This is a genomic window from Brevibacillus sp. AY1, assembly GCF_029870785.1.
Classification (GTDB): domain Bacteria; phylum Bacillota; class Bacilli; order Brevibacillales; family Brevibacillaceae; genus Brevibacillus; species Brevibacillus invocatus.
This window is the reverse complement of the sequence record NZ_JAFLPN010000002.1, coordinates 37,718-55,716: the sequence shown is the minus strand read 5'-3', so window position 1 is coordinate 55,716 and position 17,999 is coordinate 37,718. Positions and strand designations below refer to the sequence as shown.

15 protein-coding genes and 1 pseudogene are annotated in these 17,999 nt (G+C 52.1%); all 16 read right to left on the bottom strand.

Annotation, left to right across the window (positions count from 1 at the left end; genetic code table 11):
• Positions 1 to 32: 32 nt before the first annotated feature.
• The 16 genes and pseudogenes from JZI27_RS03655 to JZI27_RS03580 all read right to left on the bottom strand — a co-directional run bounded on the left by JZI27_RS03655 (position 33) and on the right by JZI27_RS03580 (position 17,963).
• Positions 33 to 758, bottom strand: a complete 726-nt coding sequence (locus JZI27_RS03655) for a LutC/YkgG family protein (RefSeq protein ID WP_280206815.1) — start codon at positions 756 to 758, stop codon at positions 33 to 35.
• A complete protein-coding gene (locus JZI27_RS03650; RefSeq protein WP_280206814.1) occupies positions 751 to 2,259 on the bottom strand; it encodes a LutB/LldF family L-lactate oxidation iron-sulfur protein in 1,509 nt (502 codons plus the stop codon). The genes JZI27_RS03655 and JZI27_RS03650 overlap by 8 nt, the downstream gene beginning before the upstream one ends.
• Complete coding sequence (locus tag JZI27_RS03645; RefSeq protein WP_251243321.1) at positions 2,240 to 2,986, bottom strand: (Fe-S)-binding protein; 747 nt, start codon at positions 2,984 to 2,986, stop codon at positions 2,240 to 2,242. The genes JZI27_RS03650 and JZI27_RS03645 overlap by 20 nt, the downstream gene beginning before the upstream one ends.
• Before the next feature lie 64 nt (positions 2,987 to 3,050).
• Positions 3,051 to 5,120, bottom strand: coding sequence for a bifunctional aldolase/short-chain dehydrogenase (locus JZI27_RS03640; RefSeq protein WP_280206813.1), 2,070 nt, complete (start codon positions 5,118 to 5,120; stop codon positions 3,051 to 3,053).
• A 70-nt stretch (positions 5,121 to 5,190) separates the two neighbouring features.
• On the bottom strand, positions 5,191 to 6,231 hold the full coding sequence (gene rhaS, locus JZI27_RS03635) for a rhamnose ABC transporter substrate-binding protein (RefSeq protein ID WP_280206812.1): 1,041 nt from the start codon (positions 6,229 to 6,231) through the stop codon (positions 5,191 to 5,193).
• Positions 6,232 to 6,293: 62 nt separating this feature from the next.
• Positions 6,294 to 7,286 (bottom strand): ABC transporter permease, encoded by a 993-nt coding sequence (locus JZI27_RS03630; RefSeq protein WP_280206811.1) that lies wholly within the window; start codon positions 7,284 to 7,286, stop codon positions 6,294 to 6,296.
• 2 nt (positions 7,287 to 7,288) lie between these two features.
• The gene (locus JZI27_RS03625) at positions 7,289 to 8,296 is read right to left on the bottom strand and encodes an ABC transporter permease (protein WP_280206810.1); all 1,008 of its coding nucleotides are present in this window, start codon (positions 8,294 to 8,296) and stop codon (positions 7,289 to 7,291) included.
• Positions 8,297 to 8,339: 43 nt separating this feature from the next.
• The gene (locus JZI27_RS03620) at positions 8,340 to 9,842 is read right to left on the bottom strand and encodes a sugar ABC transporter ATP-binding protein (protein WP_280206809.1); all 1,503 of its coding nucleotides are present in this window, start codon (positions 9,840 to 9,842) and stop codon (positions 8,340 to 8,342) included.
• Positions 9,843 to 10,263: 421 nt separating this feature from the next.
• Positions 10,264 to 10,833, bottom strand: a complete 570-nt coding sequence (locus tag JZI27_RS03615; RefSeq protein WP_122910023.1) for a DNA-3-methyladenine glycosylase I — start codon at positions 10,831 to 10,833, stop codon at positions 10,264 to 10,266.
• 94 nt (positions 10,834 to 10,927) lie between these two features.
• Complete coding sequence (locus JZI27_RS03610; protein ID WP_280206808.1) at positions 10,928 to 12,388, bottom strand: RNA-guided endonuclease InsQ/TnpB family protein; 1,461 nt, start codon at positions 12,386 to 12,388, stop codon at positions 10,928 to 10,930.
• Between the two features lie 191 nt (positions 12,389 to 12,579).
• On the bottom strand, positions 12,580 to 13,248 hold the full coding sequence (locus tag JZI27_RS03605) for a DUF4328 domain-containing protein (RefSeq protein WP_122910025.1): 669 nt from the start codon (positions 13,246 to 13,248) through the stop codon (positions 12,580 to 12,582).
• A 25-nt stretch (positions 13,249 to 13,273) separates the two neighbouring features.
• The gene (locus JZI27_RS03600; protein ID WP_122910026.1) at positions 13,274 to 14,041 is read right to left on the bottom strand and encodes a S16 family serine protease; all 768 of its coding nucleotides are present in this window, start codon (positions 14,039 to 14,041) and stop codon (positions 13,274 to 13,276) included.
• Positions 14,042 to 14,184: 143 nt separating this feature from the next.
• Positions 14,185 to 15,315, bottom strand: a complete 1,131-nt coding sequence (solA, locus tag JZI27_RS03595; RefSeq protein ID WP_280206806.1) for an N-methyl-L-tryptophan oxidase — start codon at positions 15,313 to 15,315, stop codon at positions 14,185 to 14,187.
• 93 nt (positions 15,316 to 15,408) lie between these two features.
• Positions 15,409 to 16,103, bottom strand: a pseudogene (locus JZI27_RS03590) (MetQ/NlpA family ABC transporter substrate-binding protein).
• Positions 16,104 to 16,414: 311 nt separating this feature from the next.
• The gene (locus tag JZI27_RS03585; RefSeq protein ID WP_280206805.1) at positions 16,415 to 16,834 is read right to left on the bottom strand and encodes a Rieske (2Fe-2S) protein; all 420 of its coding nucleotides are present in this window, start codon (positions 16,832 to 16,834) and stop codon (positions 16,415 to 16,417) included.
• 19 nt (positions 16,835 to 16,853) lie between these two features.
• Positions 16,854 to 17,963, bottom strand: coding sequence for an amidohydrolase family protein (locus JZI27_RS03580; protein WP_280206804.1), 1,110 nt, complete (start codon positions 17,961 to 17,963; stop codon positions 16,854 to 16,856).
• Positions 17,964 to 17,999 lie beyond the last annotated feature (36 nt).

Sequence of the window (17,999 nt, the reverse complement as noted above, 5' to 3'; positions counted from 1 at the left end):
GGATTCCTCCTCCGTTTATTTGGGCAGATGCATCAGCCGACGATCAGGGCAAATACGACGCCCGGTCCGTGAACGCCAATCGTCAGATCGTTCTCGATATCCGCAGAGCGGCTTGGCCCGGAAATAAAGTGAATGCCGGCAGGAAATTCGGCTCGGGGACGACCATCAAAATGCGCCAATACCTCGCCCAAGCGCGTCGACATCCGTTCTGCTGGAAGGATCGCCATCACGACAGCGGGCAAGAGACTCACGGATCGTCCTTGGTCGCCTGACGAGGTGCAAACCAGAGACCCGGTATAAGCGACGCCATAATCCGCCATCGTAATCCCGATATCCGCTCCTGCCGCATAGCGGAGCACATCCTCCGTCTGTCCAGTCTGCCAGACGACCACCTCCACATCTGGCATGGCGCTCTCTAAGCCCAGCGCGTTCAGCTCCGGTTGATTCTGTCGAATGATTGCGTGTGCCCTCAGCTCCTCTGCCTTTTCCGCTATAAATTGCTTCGCTGCCTCCAGATGAGGGAAGCGAAAGACATGACCGCCAGCCTTTTTCCAGTTCTCGCTAAACAGTGCGATTTGCTCTTCCTGGTCGAGCGCATAGCGATGCCATTCTGGCGGAGCGCCTTTGAATGGATGTTCTGGCTTTTCCGTCACCCTCTGCCGTCCCAGCCGATCCGCGATCTGCTGCATGAATCGCTCCTGCTTGCTTCGCGACGCCCTTTCCAGCCTCAGAAGTACCTCCCGATCCGCTTCATTCATCGCCCTTGCTTCCTTTCTCTTGTCCTTCAAGATAGCGCTGCAGCCGTTCTCTTACCCGCTCATCCATCCCGCCATGCTCCCGCTGGATGTCCTGCTCCAATGCCTGCCAGCCCTCGCGAAAAGATTTCTTGGGCAGCGGAGTTGTATGCCTGTAGCTGTTCCAGCCCTTGAGCGGCCCGATTCTCACTTTGATGACACCGTCTTGCAGCAGGAGCTTTTGCATGACTCGTGCCCAGCGCAGAGCCCTGCCGTACCGCTTGTGCGAGGACATGACGTAGCGAAATCCTATCATGCCTGTGCTCTCTTCCCGCGACCTTTCGCCCTGTTCCACTTTGCGCTGGCGCAAATAGACCAACATGTCGTGCAACGGAATCTTGACCGGACACGCTTCATAGCAGGCGCCGCACAGACTGGAGGCATTGGCGATGTCATCCCACTCCGCCACGTTTTTGTTCAGCGCCGGCTTCAGCACCGCGCCGATCGGTCCGCTGTAAGTGCTGCCGTACGCGTGTCCGCCGATGTGCCGATAGACCGGGCACGCATTGAGACAAGCGCCGCAGCGAATGCAGTTGAGCAGCTCCTGAAAATGCGGATCGCCCAATTGCAGGGAGCGTCCGTTATCGACGATGATCAGGTGCATCTGCTCGGGACCGTCACGATCCTCTGCACGGCGTGGCCCGGAAATCCCCGACATGTAGACTGTCAGCTTTTGTCCCGTCGCAGAACGAGGTAAAAGTGTCGCCATCACCTCAAGATCAGCCCAGGTGGGAATGATCCTCTCCATGCCCATCAGCGTGATTTGAGTCTTTGGCACCGTCGTCACCATGCGGGCGTTGCCTTCATTTTCAAACAGAACGATCGAGCCGCTCTCCGCGATCGCGAAGTTGCAGCCTGTCATCCCGATATCAGCTTCGAGGAATTTCTCCCGCAGCTTTCTGCGCACAAAGCCTGCCAAAGCAGTCGTATCCGGTGGCAGCTCCTCTCCTGCTTCCTTGGATAGCAGCTCGGCGATCTGGTAGCGGTTCTTGTGTATGGCCGGAATGATGATATGAGATGGAGGTTCTTTTGCCAGCTGGATGATGTACTCACCCAGATCCGTCTCCACCGCTTCCACTCCTGCCCCTTCCAGCGCCTGGTTGATGTGCAGCTCCTCCGAGACCATGGATTTCGATTTGACGACCGAGCGTGCACCGCGCAGTCTCGCGATTTCAAGCGTCAGCGCAGCCGCTTCCTCCGCCGTGTCGGCAAAATGGACGTGAACCCCGTTGGCCCGCGCATTTTCAACGAATTCCTGCAGGTAGTAGTCCAGATGCGCAATGGTGTGCAGTCTGATCTGCCGCGCGCGCTCCCGCCACTCCTCCCAGTTGGGGTGCTCCTCTGAAGCTGCCTGCTTGCCGGCGCGAAGCCGTTCTGTCGTAAATTTGACGGCATTGCGCAGGAATTCGTCGGAAAGTGCGTGGCGTACCCGCTCCTGAACCGTGCTAGGATCGGCTGATCGCATGTCCGCTCACCCCCTCGTACAGCAATTCCGCCAGATGCATGACCCGGATCGGCTCCTTTCGAACATGCAGATGTCCCGCGATATTCATCAGACAGCCCATATCCGTCCCAACCAGCACCTGTGCCTCGGTCTCCAGGATGTGGTCGACCTTCTCACTCACCATCGCACCGGAAATATCGCTCATCTTCACGGCAAACGTACCGCCAAACCCGCAGCAGTCCTCGGCAAAAGGCAATGGAACAAGCTCCAGCCCCTTCACCTGCTCCAGTAACAGCAGCGGTTCTTCCTTGACCCCGAGCAGCCGAGACCCGTGACAGGAAGGATGGTAGGTGACTTTGTGGGGAAAGGTCGCCCCGATATCCTGTATGCCCAGCACGCGAATCATGAATTGGGAAAATTCAAACGTTTTCTTTTGCAAGCGGAGCGCTTTTTCCAGCAAGACCGGATCGTCAGCAAACAGCTCGGGATAGTAATGGTGAATCATGCCCGTACAGGAACCGGAGGGAGAGAGGACGTAATCGCTCTCTTCGAAGGCCTCCAGAATCGTGTGTGCTGACGCTTTGGCTTCCTGCCAGTAGCCACTGTTGAACGCCGGCTGCCCGCAGCAGGTCTGCACATCAGGAAAGTGAAGCACAATGCCGTATCGGGCCAGCAGGCGAACCATCGCCTCCGCAGCGCGCGGATACAGACTGTCGCACAGGCAGGTCACAAACAAGGAAATTTTCACCGTTTCCACCTTCATTCTTCCGTCATCCCTTTTTCTTCGTGGATGCGGTCACAGATACCTGCCACTATCGCGTGAATGCCGCCGGTACACCGCCGTCAATCGTCAGCATGCAGCCCGTCGTTTTTTCCGCTCGGGAAGAAGCAAAGAACAGGATGCCCTCCGCGATATCCTTCGGGTAGATATTGACCAAAAGAGTGGTTCGCTTGCGGTAGTACTCTTCCAGCTCATCCGGCTCGATCCCGTAAGCAGCGGCACGCTCATTGCGCCAATTGGAATTCCAGATGGCCGAGCCCTGCAAAATCGCGTCTGGAAGAATCGAGTTGACACGAATCCCGTACTCGCCCCCCTCAGCAGCGATACAACGGGCCAAATGAACCTCCAATGCCTTGACGGAGCTGTAGGCGGTCACATTTTTCCCTGCGTAGACAGAATTTTTCGAGCCGACGAATACCATGCTGCCCCCGATGCCCTGCTCTTTCATTTGTTTGAAGGCCTCGCGAGCCACGAGGAAGTAGCCTGTGCCAAGCACGGAAAGGTTGAGCTCCCACTCCTTGAGCGTCGTCTCATCAAAAGGGCTGGAGGTAGCCAGGCCGGCATTGTTGACCAGCACGTCGATTCCACCGTAGGCGAGCGCCGCTTCCTGCATCGCAGCCTCTACCTGTTCTTCTCGCGTGACGTCCATTTTGACTGCGATGGCCCTGCCCTCACCGTAGCGCGCATTGATCTCTTCCGCCACCTGCGTAGCACCCTCTATGTTCAGATCAGCGACCACGACATGAGCGCCCTCAGCCACAAAGCTGCGGCAGGTTTCGCTTCCGATTCCCCCGGCTCCTCCCGTCACAAGCACGACTTGACGGGAAAACTCTGCTTCGGGTGGTGCCAGCGTCAGCTTATACAGCTCCAGTGGCCAGTACTCCACCAGAAATGATTCGTGCTCATGCAGCGAGACGAAGGTACCGAGTGCCGTCGCTCCGCGCATGACTGCAATCGCCCGATGGTAGAGGGCTCCGCTCACTTTCGAGTTGGACCAGCTTTTTCCCGTATTGATCATGCCGATTCCTGGTATCAGAATAACGCGTGGTGCGGTTTCCGAGATTTGATCCCCTTCACTGTGATTGCGCTCAAAGTACGCTCGGTACTCCTCCTGAAAGCGGGCAATGCCCTCGCGAATCTGCTCTTTGAGCAAACCCTCGTCTCGTGTTGCCGGGTCCCAATCGACGAACAGCGGCACCATCTTGGTATGGACCAAATGATCCGGGCAAGCCGCTCCGATCTGGGAAAGGGCTCTGGCATCCCTGCTGTTTACGAATTGCAGGACATCCTCTGTGTCATCATAGGTCAGGATCATTCGTTTCTGTCCGCTGACGGCACCGCGGACCAGCGGCATGATCTGAGCGAGGATGTCTTTTCGCTCCACTTCGGGAAGACTTTCACATACTGCCCCGCCAAATATCCGATCTTCCTGAATTCTCGCCTCGATGTACGCCTCTGCTTCGGCTATGATGGCAATCGTCTTGGCGTAGCATGCTTCGGATGTTTCGCCCCAGGTGACCAGACCATGCTTCTCCATCAGAACCAGTTCGGCATGCGGATTTCGCCTGACTCCCTCTGCAATCATTTTGGACAGGGTGAAGCCAGGCCGCACATACGGCACCCAAACAAAGCGGTCGCCAAATATCTCGCACGCTACCTCCTGGCCGTTGTCGGAACAACAAATGCTGATGATCGCATCCGGATGCGTGTGATCCACATGCGCAAAAGGCAGAAATGCGTGCAGCAGCGTCTCGATAGAAGGGCGCGGGTGCTTGCTGTCAATCATGCAGTGAGCGAGGTAGGCAACCATCTCTTCATCCGACATTTCCTCTCGCTCCATGAGCGGCAGGACGTCCTGGAGACGCAGGCCGGTAAACTGCTGAGCCTTCATCGTGGCGAGATCCGAACCGCTTCCCTTCACCCACATCACGTCGATTTCTCTGCCGCGAAAATCCGTCTCTTTTGTTTTCGTAGAGGTATTTCCCCCGCCCCAGTTGCAAACCCGACGATCTGCTCCGATCAGGTTCGATCGATAAACCAGCTCTTCCAATCCGCTTTGCAGGTGATCTGCTTGGTCACGATCCCATAAGCTTCGTATCATTTCGTACCTCCAACGAATGTAAGGATTTTAAGTGGTGCCCCCAGCAATCAGAATGCTGGGGGCAGGAAGACTAGTAGACCTGTTTCCACTCCCCGATGTTCGCAGGATCGAATTTGAACGGATCACCCAGCATGATCTGCGTACCATCCCCATCCGCGATGATTTCCTTCTCACCCAGTTTGCCAGCGGTGAACTTCTCCCCCGCCTTGCCGGTGATCGTTCCCTTGACCAGCGCATCCGCGGCATAGCCCGACAGGTAACCGACATCCACCGGGTTCCACAGGTACATCCACGGGCTGACTCCGCTTTCGATGTACTCGGCCATTTCGCTTGGCAGTCCCAGTCCGGTCAGCTTCACTTTGTCCTTCAGGCCTTTATCCGTCAGCACTTTGCCAGCCGCCGCAATCCCGACCGTCGTCGGTGCAATGATCGCTTTCAAATCCGGATAGGATTTGAGCAAGGCTTCTGTCTCGGATACGCTTTTGTCGCGCAGGTCGTCACCATAAGCTACCTTGACCAGCTTCATATCCTTGTATTTGGGATCTTCCAGCTCTTTTTTCATCCATTCGATCCACAGGTTCTGGTTCGTCGCCTGGGAAGTGGCACTCAGTACCGCGATCTCCCCTTTACTGCCAATCATTTCAGCTGCAGCCTGGACCTGGACACGACCAATCCGCTCGGGGTCTGCCTGATTGATATGGACCAAGCGGCTTTGTGTGTTGACTGCGGAATCCAGCGAGAGCACCTTGATGCCAGCATCCATCGCCTTTTTCAGAGCCGGCTGCAAAGCGTCCGGGTCGTTGGCGACGACGGCAATCGCATCTACCTTTTGCGAAATCAACTCTTCGATCATTTGAATCTGCGCCTCTGCTGTCGGCTGATCCGGCGCTTTCAGAATCGCTTCGCCGCCTGTCTCTTCAATGGCGATCTTGAAGCCTTCCATCTGCTTTTCACCGTATGGATTGCCGGTGTTCTTAAAGATGATGGCGAATCGTTTCTTCCCGCCTGCGTCACCACCGGAGCTGCCCGGCTGACTCGCCGTTTGGCTACACGCAGCCAGCATGGATGCCGCTAGCAGAACGGTTAAGAATGATGTCAAAATCTTTTTCATGCCCATTCCCCCCATTTTCAATTCCTATACACAACAGGTTTCATCCTGTGATGTATCCTGCATCAACCACTTTTTTTGCCCTTGGATGGCCTCCCCTTGAGATTGGGAATCATGACTGCGGCGATCAGGAGAAGCCCGATGATGATCAGAAGCATTTGGGCAGGCACATTGACAAGACCCAACCCATAGCGCAGGTAGCCGATCAGAAATACAGCCAAAATCGCCCCGATCATGCGTCCCTTGCCTCCTGACGTGCTGATTCCACCAAGCACCACCATCGCAATCACGTCCAGCTCATAGCCTGTCGCGATATTGGGTCTGGTGCTGCCCATCCGCGAGGTCAGGAAAAGTGCCGTTACTGCCGCCATCAACCCAGCCAATGTAAAGACGATGATCTTGATTCGATCTACCTTGATCCCGGAAAATTGGCTGGCCGTCGCATTGCTGCCCATCGCATACACACGCCTGCCAAAGGTCGTCTTGTGCAGCAATAGAACGAAAGCAATGGCGAAAAGCACAAAGACGAGAAAGATAAACGGGACTGTCCCCACATACCCCCAGCCCAGATAGCTGAACCACTCGGGAAATTTACCGGCAGCCTGGTCCTCCAGGATGATGTAGGCAATTCCCCGGTAGATAATCATCGTCGCCAGGGTCACGATGACCGCAGAAAGCTCCTTGAATTTCGTAATCAAAAGGCCGTTTATGTAGCCACAGAGCGTTCCCACCGCCAGACAGCTCAATATTGCCAGCTCCATCGGTACGCCTCGCGTAAACAAGTCCGCCATCACGACAGAGGACAAGGCGACGATAGAAGCAACGGATATATCGATATCTCCGAGAATGATGATCAGCACCATCGGCAGCACGATGAACGCCTTGTCCAGAAAGGTCATCGTCGCATCTCGCAGGCTGTCGCCATTCAGATAGTAGGGGGAGAGATACGCATTGATAACGTTTACAAGAATAAAAATCAGGACGAGCATCCATTCCCACTGCAGAAAAAACGATTTCCACGAAAAATCACGATGGCCGAGCAAAACTCGCTTCTCCATGCCTAGATCCTCCTCCTCATCAGGTTGTTGCGATCGACGCCCCGCTTTACCAGTGCATTGATCACGACCGCAATGAGGATGATCGAACCCTGGATTCCCATTTGCCAGAACGGGGAAACATTGATCAGCGGCAGCGCATTGTTCAGAATGCCGAGCAGGATCGAGCCCAGAATAATTCCGGAGATCTTGCCGGAGCCTCCCGCGATGCTGACTCCGCCCAGGACACATGCCGCGATAACGCTCAGCTCGTAGCCAACTGCCGTATCTCCCTGTGCGGAAGCAAATTTCGCTACCCACAGCACACCGGCCAGACCGGACAAGCCGCCCATGATCGTGTAGACCAGCCAGAGGATCTTGTCATTGTTGATTCCGCTGATCCGAGCTGAGTCAGGATTGCTGCCGACGGCGTAGATTTGCCTGCCGGTGCGTGTGTACGTAATGAAATAGTAGAAAAGGATGTAAATGATGATGGCGATAAAAATGAGCGTGTTGATTCCCAGAACGGAGCCTGTGGCGATCGCCTTGAACGACGCAGGCATCTGATGGGCGCTCACCCATTTTCCGCCGCTGACCATAAAGGTAGCGCCGCGAAATACGTTCATCATCCCCAGCGTCGCAATGATCGGAAGAATGCCTGACTTGGAGACGAGGAGACCGATGATGGACCCGCATAGGAGACCGACCAGCGTCCCCAGAAGAATCGCCCACAGCGGATGAATGTCGGGGTACGCACTCACGGTCAATGCCGCGATCATTCCTGACAAGGCCAGAGTGGCTCCGATGGACAGATCGATTCCGCGTGTGACGATGACGAGCATCATTCCTACAGCCAGGATGCTTAAAATCGCGGTATTGGTGACCATGTCATGGATATTTTCCAGAGTCAAAAAGCTCGGATTGCGAAGCTGTACCCCGATGGAGAGCAAGAGGATAAAGAGCAGCAAGCCCAGCTCACGAAAGCGGGCAAATCTCGCCCCGAGCGAGGTCTTCGCCAGTGTATTGCCTGTCAACTCAACCACCACCTTCTACTGCCAGCATGCCTCTGGCAGGTGTCTAGGAAATTGTCTGGCTTACCATCGCAGCCTCCAGGATCGCCTCCTGGGTGACGGTCGCGGCATCGAGTGCAGCGGTCACTCTCCCCTCGCGCATGACGATGACCCGGTCACTCATCCCGATCACTTCCGGCATCTCAGAGGAAACCATGATGATGCCGTACCCTTGTGCTGCCAGCTCGCTGATCATTTCGTAAATCGCTGATTTGGCTCCCACGTCAACACCTTTGGTCGGCTCATCCAGAATGATGACGTCCAGCTGCGCCGTCAAAAGTTTGGCCACGACCACTTTTTGCTGATTGCCGCCAGAAAGAGAGCTGGCCAGATCAAAAATGCTCTGAGCCTTGACCTGCACCTTTTCCGCCAGAGACTTCGCCAACTCCGCCTCTTTCTGTTCATCCACCCAACCGCGAGTGGACAGCTGGTCCAACGCAGATAGCGTGATATTGCGCCCGATGCCCCACTCCAGCACCAAGCCCTGCTTTTGCCGATCCTCTGGCAAATAGCCGATCCCCGACTCCATCGCCTGCCAGGGATGCCTGATATGAATTTCCTCTCCACGCAGAAATATCCGCCCTTTATCGTAATCGATAATGCCAAAGATCGCCTGGCACACCTCTGTCCTGCCTGCCCCGACCAACCCTGTCAGACCAAGAATCTCCCCACGTTTCAGGGCAAACGAGACGTCTGCGAAATACCCGGTCTTGCCCAGTCCCTCGACCCGCAGCAGCTCTTCTCCCGGCTCACCTTGCCGCTTGGGAAAAAGCTGGGTGATCTCCCGTCCCACCATGGCGACGATCAAGTCCTCGTTGGCGATGTCGTTCACACCCCAGGTCCCGATGTAGCGGGAATCGCGAAAAACCGTCACTTTGCTTGCCAGCCGATACATATCCTCGAATCGGTGCGAGATGAAGATAATAGCCGCCCCTTGATCTCGCAGCTTCTCCGTAATTTTGTACAGCTCCTCGCTCTCACGCGTCGTCAAGGCGGCCGTCGGCTCATCCATAATGATGATGCGAGCCTGCATGGACAAAGCTTTGGCTATTTCGACGACCTGCTGCTGGGCTACGCTGAGAGCGCCCATTTTTGTTCTCGGGTCCAGATTGCTGCCCAGCTCCTGCAACAGGCGCTTGGCCTCCGCATGCATGTCATACCAGAGAATCCGCTTCGCTCGTCTGCTGATTTTCTCATGGCCCATGAATATGTTCTCTGTCACGCTGAGGTCAGGAAAGCAGGTCACATGCTGGTAAATGGCAGCGATCCCCAGCTTTTGCGCGTCTTTGGGACTTTTGATTTCTGTCCGTTCCCCATTCAGGTAGAGCTCGCCCTCATCGGGGAGGTGAACGCCAGTAATGATTTTGATAAACGTGGATTTACCCGCTCCATTCTCCCCCATCAATGCGTGTATTTCGCCTTTTTTGAGCTGAAATTGGACCTGATCCAATGCCCGCACGCCTGGAAACGCTTTCGTAATTCCTTTCAGTTCCAGAACATATTCCGACATAAATCTCCTCTTCTCTGCCCGAATATATGTTTCTACGTTTGATTAACGGCTTTTATTTTATTTGTTTTCGTCTGTTTTTCTTTATATCGCTGATTATATATGTTTTGTTTTTGTTTGTATATGTAATTTTTCTATTCTTCTTTGTTTTCTAAAAATGCACATTAAAAAGGAAAACCCTTTTTTGTAATCGACCGCCGTTGGGTGGACGCTAAAGGCAGGTTTCTCTTTTTCCTCTCACCAGCTTGCGTGCTTGTTCTATCTTACAAACAACTTCCTCTGTTCTGCTTCGTAGTAACTGTCGCGAAATGATAAGCATCCGCTCAATCCAAACTGTCCACCACTACGGACGAATTAGCGCACTTCACATTCCGAGAGTACAAAAAAGCTGTCCAAGAGTCGCGGGACTCTTAGGACAGTTTCTTTATACTTGATGGGCGTGTTTTGGATAGCAATCACACGTCGTGATGTGGTCATTCACCATGCCCACGGCTTGCATATAGGCGTAGCAGATCGTCGATCCAACAAACTTGAAACCACGCTTCTTCAAATCCTTGCTCATCCGGTCGCTGATTTCCGTCGAAGCCGGCACTTCACTCAGCTGCTGAAAATGGTTTTGGATCGCCTTGCCCCCTACGAAGGACCAGATGTATTCGTGAAAGCTGCCGAATTCCTCTACTACCTTAAAGTAAGCATGGGCATTATTGATGACGGCGCGGATCTTCAGTTTATTGCGTACAATGCCTTCGTCCTGAAGCAGCTCCTCGATCTTTTTCTCGTCGTATTGGACGATTTTCGCCGGGTCAAACTGGTGAAAGGCCTTGCGATACCCTTCCCTTTTCTTCAAAATCGTGTACCAGCTCAACCCTGCCTGCGCCCCTTCGAGATTGAGAAATTCAAACAACAGTCGATCATCGTATACCGGGACACCCCATTCATGATCGTGATATGCTTCATACAAAGGATCTTGTGTCACCCAGCCACAACGGTTCATCCTACCTGCACCCCTTTAATAGCGAACGTATATTCTTATTCTAGAATGAATACTCCCACCACCTATAGAGGTGGGGGTTTCTTATGTGTCGTCCTTATCGGACGCTTAACACAAGCGGAGTTGACACAGCGACAGCCGACAGGCCGTCCAACCCCTCTATTCCATTAGCGAATACCTTTGGAACTTCTTTTCGCAAAATGTTGTAGGCTCCGTTCACATCGGCATTGATCAATGTCCCGTTTGCGCAACGGTACATGCCACGGTGAATTCGCTTCCCTGAAAAGATTGCGATTGTATCGCTTTCACCATACGTAGGGATGTCGTCGTTATCTAGGAAGCTTGCTTTTGAAGTGTAGGATTCTTCCCTCACGATGGTTGTCATCCCTGACCGCTTTGCCTTGTAGCGAATCATTTGAATCAACAGGTTGTGCGGAATGTGGCAAAACGATTGATTGTTCCTTTTGCCCATATTGGATTCGCTTTTCCATTGGGTGTTATGACCAATGACAATCGTTCCGATCTGCTCTTGTAAAGCGATTTCCACAATGGCATGACTTGCCTTATGGAAGATGTCCTTGATTTTGAGAAATCGCTTGCGATGCAAACGTTCCAGTCGTTTCGAGGTCTTTTGTCCTTCATGCGACTTCTTTCCTTGGCGCAAAATGCCAACAAAATACGCCTTTTGCTTGTTGTAATACTGATTGATCGACTTGACAACTTTGCCCTTGACCAACGTAGGCGTTCTGCCTGTATTGGTCACAATGGTTGCAAGGTTATCAATGCCCAGATCAATCGCCATCACTCGATCCAAAGGATGCTGTTGCGGTTGCTCGTCACAAGTAAAAATGAGTTCCACCACATAGCGTCCGTAGGACGGAATCACTCGTACTTGCATAAGCCTCCCGTTTGTAAAGCCGACTTTCCCAATATTCAACCGTTGCTTCGTAAAAGGAAGCTTCAAGAACCGATGATTCCTGATTTCGCAATCCTGATTCGTGAAAATGAACTCTTTTTGTGGAGTACGGCAATACTTCGGAATCCGTGGCTTTCCTGACAAGGAAGTTGGATTGCTCTTATACTTCTTGATTAAGGCAAAAAAACTCTTCCAATTTTGAAACGCTACTTTCATGATGTTCTGACTGCTTTGCGTCGGTAAGGCTCGATAGTTTTCCTGCCCCATCGCTTTGAACAGCGCATCGAGGAAGTGGTAGCTAAGCATCGGTTCTTCCTTGGTTGGAAGGGGAAGCAGGTTCGCTTTCACGTCTTTACGCTGCTCCTCAGGCTTCATGCTTTCCTTTACCACCTTTTTCTGGAAAGCAAGAAATTGATTCTCATTCATTGCATCCAAATGTTGATGAATGAGGTCCATCACTTCCTGTTGGAGGGGTTGAAGCTCCTTGCCTTGGGTGAGAGCCGTATACACCTGCCGAATGAAGAAGTTCGTGGTGTTGTACCAGCTTTTGGCTTGTTGACACAACTGCTGAAAGTACGGAAAGAGCCGATGTCCTGGTTTGATCCAGATCTGGTAGGTTTGGTAGGAACCTTTGTCGTGCATGTGTTTTCACCTCCTTTTGCAAGCGTCCTGCATACGGAACATTCGTTCGTTATGTTCTCTTTGATTATATGCAAAAGAAGGAAAAAAGAAAAGCGATTCACCCCACCACTTATAGAAGTGGGGGTACTCTCGCTTAACTTAGATAGATGATCTTTGGAGGGAGTGCAAGTTTTGTTGCCAGAATGCTCCAATCATACTCCTGCTTCAGACTCTTCACCGGAAGCAGCCCCCGCTTCTTCAGCAGCTGTGGCTGCTTCCTGTTCCAATTGAAGCTGCTGCTGATGCTCCCTCACCGCCTTCAACCCGCTCGTAATCGCGACGAACATCGCAATATAGGACAACGAGACAATCACTTCCATACCCACCGTAAGCAAGAGCAGGTTGATAGAGTACTCTTCCTCCATCAACAATCTTCTGTTCAGAAAGCTATAGATCATATGAGAAAAATAATAGTAGGGAATGAACGCGCGCAGTCTTTTCCCATGCTTTTTGACACTGGTATCATACTGGATCAAAAAACGCGACATATTTGAATAGATCGTCCAAAGCCCGACGATGTTGTAGAACGGGATCAAGATTCGGCAAAGCGCCCCGCCAGGTGTGACCGGATAATCCGGGCTGATCTCCTTGTATTCTTTATGCACGCGATAAATCCAGCCTAAAAATAAAATCGTCGCAATAATTGCCGCAATACTGGTAAAAATCCCAACTGCAATATCGAGATCTATCACGAATTCCATGTAAAACGGCTCATTCCACGCTTCGACCAGGCTAAATAGCAGGCTGACCCCTGAACTCGCCAAACCAACTATCAAAAAGACAAATAAATATTTGCCCCATGCATCGACTTTTTCTTGCATCTCACTGACTCTCCTTTTTTCTCCCTTACGGCAAACTCGCTAAATAAACCAAGGCTTCATCCAAGGTTTCCACGGGGACAATCTTCATCTTCGGATTGACCGTAAGCTGATATTGCTCTGCTTCTTCCTGATTGCTCAAGCCATCGTAGAAAAAGGAGTACACTTCCTTGTCTTTGGGAACCAGAAAGTGGGTGACGCCCTGCTCTTCTGCCGTCAGCAGCTTTTCCTGGATTCCGTCAATAGAGCCAACCGTTCCATCGAATTCCATCGTCCCGGTCCCTGCAATCATGTACTTCCCACCTCTGGAGAAATCCTCGCCCGTCTCTTCCTCCACTAGCCCGATCGCGACCATCAGACCAAAGGAATCACCGTGATACTCGGCAGCCTGATCCATGATGCTCGCATATTTCTCGTCCTGTGAGTCCTCCTGGTTCACAGAATATCCTGAAACCTCAATAGCGTTGGAGACAACCATTTCTTTATAATCGTCGCCAATCTCTTCTGCCTCATCGTCCAATTCGACCTCTTCTTCACTCATGGGGCGAAACCTCACATCTCGCTCCTCAGCCCAATAATCCATTTGCACCAGGATTTTTTCGAGATTGTTGGCCGTAACCCCACCTTCGATATAAGTAAAGTACACGTTGCCATCAATGCCCAGCTTTTGAATCGACACGATCTCTCCCGTCGCGTAAAAGCTTTCGTAGCGCGGATAGGCCAACAGGAGGGTAAGCACTGTAGGAATGGCCAGCAATCCCGCCAAGACCCATTTTTCTTTCTTGTTAAATTTCACGTTGATCACCTGTCAGTAGGTTTCTTTTCCAAATTATACAATTTTTCATTATACATGAATACAGGATTTCCTTTCCGGTTATTCCCATGTACAAAAAGAAACCCGAGACAGCGGCCTCGGGCAGTGGTGAGAAAATAGCCTAATCACATAAAACGTCGCAGTGAAAATGGAGTGATATCCATCTCTGTCTTCCCTTTCAAGCTCATCTGCATGGCGATTTCGCCAATCGCGCTGGCAAACTTGAAGCCGTGAGCCGAGCAGGCTGAGATGAGCAGGACATGCTCGTGGTCGGGATGACGATCGATAATAAAATCGTGGTCGGGCGTCCAGGTGACAAGACATACCTGTCCGCGCTTGTTCTGGCGGGACACACCCGGGAAAAAGCGTTCGACCATGAGGGCCAAATCCCCCTCATCATCGGGCTGGGAACCAAATTCCCTGTTTACCTCGTCAGGGTCAACGATTCTTCCTGCATCATGGCTGCCTATTTTCAACCCGGAGCCCTGGATACTGGGGAAGCCATAAAAGCGCTCTCCCGGCAAATCCATGAAGTACGAAGGAAAAGATCCAAGTCCGTACAAGGCTTCGTCGGCTTCGTACCACACTGCTGTTTTTCGGAAGGGCTGCAGGGGAATATCAAGATCGCGCAGCAGTAAGCCCGTCCACGCTCCGGCGGTCACAATCAGCCTGTCCGCCTGAAAATCTCCCTTTTCTGTATGCACGGTCACGCCGTCTGCATGATAGGTGATCCGATTCGCTCTTGTGTTCATGCAGAGCTCGGCTCCATGCTGCTGTGCGACCCGGCGATAGGCAGAGATGCACGCCTCACTGTAGAGCAGTCCGGAATTCGGTTCAAAGGCGCCAATCAAGTCGTCTTCAATCCGAATCCCCGGCCAACGCTTCCTCACTTCTGCCGCTTCCAGGATCTCCAACGGCAAGGAAAACTCCTTGGAGCTGGCGATTTCCTCTATGAGAAAAGGAGAATCCGATTTCCCAAGTCCCAGTACGCCAGTGTTCTCGAAGAGACGCTCTCCCGTCTCTTCCTCCAGTTGATGCCATAGCTTCTGAGCGTGAAGCACCAGCGGTACGTATTTTTTCCCTTCCCCGTAGGCATGCCGTATCATGCGCGTATCACCGTGATGGCTGCCCTGATGATGTGGCGGATCAAATGCGTCCAGCAACAGCACACTGGCCCCTTGCTTGGCGATAAAGGCCCCTGCAGCCATTCCCATCGAGCCTACCCCTAAGACGATGACGTCAACTCTCTTCTTCATTCCAGTACCCCCTCCAGGCTTTATCTCTAAAAAACAAGGCCCCCTCCTAATAGGAAGAGACCTGTGTAGAAGGGTGAATAGACAGACTGCCGATTACCAGGCAGCTACCATCGAATCACCGTATTTTTCTTCAACGAACTTCTTCACTTCATCAGACTGGTAAGCTTTCACCAGCTTTTGGAACACTGGCTTGTCTTGTTCTCCCTCACGAACGGCAATAATGTTCACCCAAGGAGAATCTTTTGGTTCCATGTAGATGGCGTCTTTGGTTGGAACCAATCCAGCTTCGATCGCGAAGTTGGTGTTGATCACGGCAGCGCTCATATTACCCAATGTTTTAGGAATGAAAGCGGCATCCAGTTCTTTGAAAGTCAGGTTTTTGGATTTTCTGCGATGTCGAGGACAGTCGCTTTTACACCTTTGCCTTCTTTCAATTTGATCAGACCAGCGCTTTCAAACAGAATCAGAGCGCGTGCACCATTGGTCGGGTCGTTCGGCAGACCTACGATGTCTCCTTCTTTCAGCTCGGAGATATCTTTGATTTTCTCGGAATAGATACCGATCGGGAAGTTGATCGTATCAGCCAGCTTCACAACTTTCGTGCCGTGGTTTGCATTGAACTCTTCCATGTACGGTACGTGTTGGAAAGCGTTGGCATCGAGATCACCTTTGTCCAAAGCTTTATTTGGCAGCACGTAGTCGTTGAACGGTACGAGCTCCAGAGTCAGGCCGTCTTTTGCTGCTACGTCTTTTGCTACTTTCCAGATCTCTTCTTCCGATCCGGACATTACGCCGATTTTCAGTGTTTCATTTTGCTGTTCGGCAGCTGGTGTGCCACCTTCAGACCCAGTGCCGGTTTGTGGAGCTGCTTGCTGACCGCCGCCGCAACCAGTCACAACCAAAGCCAGAGCGAGTCCCATAAATAGAGATAGATATGACTTCTTCATAATGTCCCCCAAATTTTGTTAATATTTCCGATTGGATAACTACGAATTAAATTATCCACATCTTCTCTAGTTTCGTCAATCCCTTTTCTATTTATTAATAAACTTATCGTATGGTCATTCATGGATGTGATTGTACTATAACGCTTCTGCCATCAGGAGGATAAGATACAGGAGAATTCTTTGCGCGTAACCTGTTCGGGCTGTCGATCCAGATACAGGACAATTTCCCCGCCTTCTTCTTTAACCTCGTACATTTTGATAGACACATCCGGCGAGAACATCGCTTTCCCTGTTTTCAGGTTGAATTCCCAACCGTGCAGCGGGCAGCGAATGATTTCATTGTGATTGCCGTAGATGTACTGATGCGGGTCAGAGGGTAGCATCGTTCCCACTACCGAGCCGTACAGCATCGGAACACCCTGATGGGGACAGCTGTTGCGAAAGGCGTAGCAGACTCCCTCTGCACGAATCAAGCCGATTTCTACTCCGTTGACTTCGATCAGCTGCCGCGAGCCTTCCTGCATTTCCTCGGCAGGACAGACGACCAAACGATGCTTTTCTTTTGTACTCACTTCCCGTCTCCCCTTCCTATTAAAACCGGAATGACTCCAGCGGATTTTGATAAAAGATCTTATCCTTCAGCTCTTGCGGGAAGTGCAAGAACGCCCGATCCAGCTCGTCTCCGTCCCAGTGCGGATAATCACTGCAGAACAGCAGCATGTGCTCGGCGTCGATCATCTGAATGATTTCGATCAGGTCCTTTGGTCTGGCAGGCTCCTCGATGGGTTGGGTACCGAAGCGGATATTGCGACGAATGTACTCGCTTGGCAGCATTTTCAGCCAAGGCACCTCATGACGCAACGCCTTCCAGTTCTTGTCCATCCGCCACATCGTCGGTGCGATCCAGGAAAAACCGTATTCGATGAAATTGACCTTCAGGTTCGGAAATTGTTCAAAGACACCGTCTGCGACGAGACTGATGACATTGCGCTGACCGATCAGCCCCAACGAGGTATGCCACTCCATATACGTAGAAGCCGGTCCGACCCCAGCAGTCGCTGCGTACTCCCCTGTACCTTCAGAATCCGGGTGCAGCACGATTGGAAGATTGTACGCTTCAGCAATCTCATAGATCGGCCAGTAGTGACGTTTTCCCAGCGGAATATTCACACAGTGCATGTTGATCCCGACGATTTCAGGACGCTTGCCGATGCGCTCGATCTCTTTTACCGCCATTGCCGGATCAAGCGGGGTGATCTCCATCGTCATCCGGTAGCGCGGATCGCTTTTGATCCATTTGTCATACAGCCAGTCATTGGCAGCGGACGTGTATTTCGCTGCTACCTCAACATTGTGGAAAGCAGCCATCGTCCCGTGACCAATATTCAAGATACCGTAGGTGGCATTGCAGCGATCCAACAGATCTTGCGCCAGAAAAGCAGGATCACTGCCGGGAATATCGCCATTTGGCGGAAAAGCATCCGCACGCAAAGGCACTGGCAACGGATTGGCATACGGCGAGGAAGGAAACTTGAAGGAACCGCTGTTTTGCTTCGCCAGAGCACCCTTGGCGAATTTGCCGATATTCATATACTGCTGGATCGATTCGTCCAGATAAGGAACCAACTCGTTGAAATCGCTTAATACCGGATGGATGTCACAATCGATCAAACCACCCGTTCTTTTGGACTGCGCTACCATGCCAACACACCTCTTTTGAATGGAGTATTTTGAATA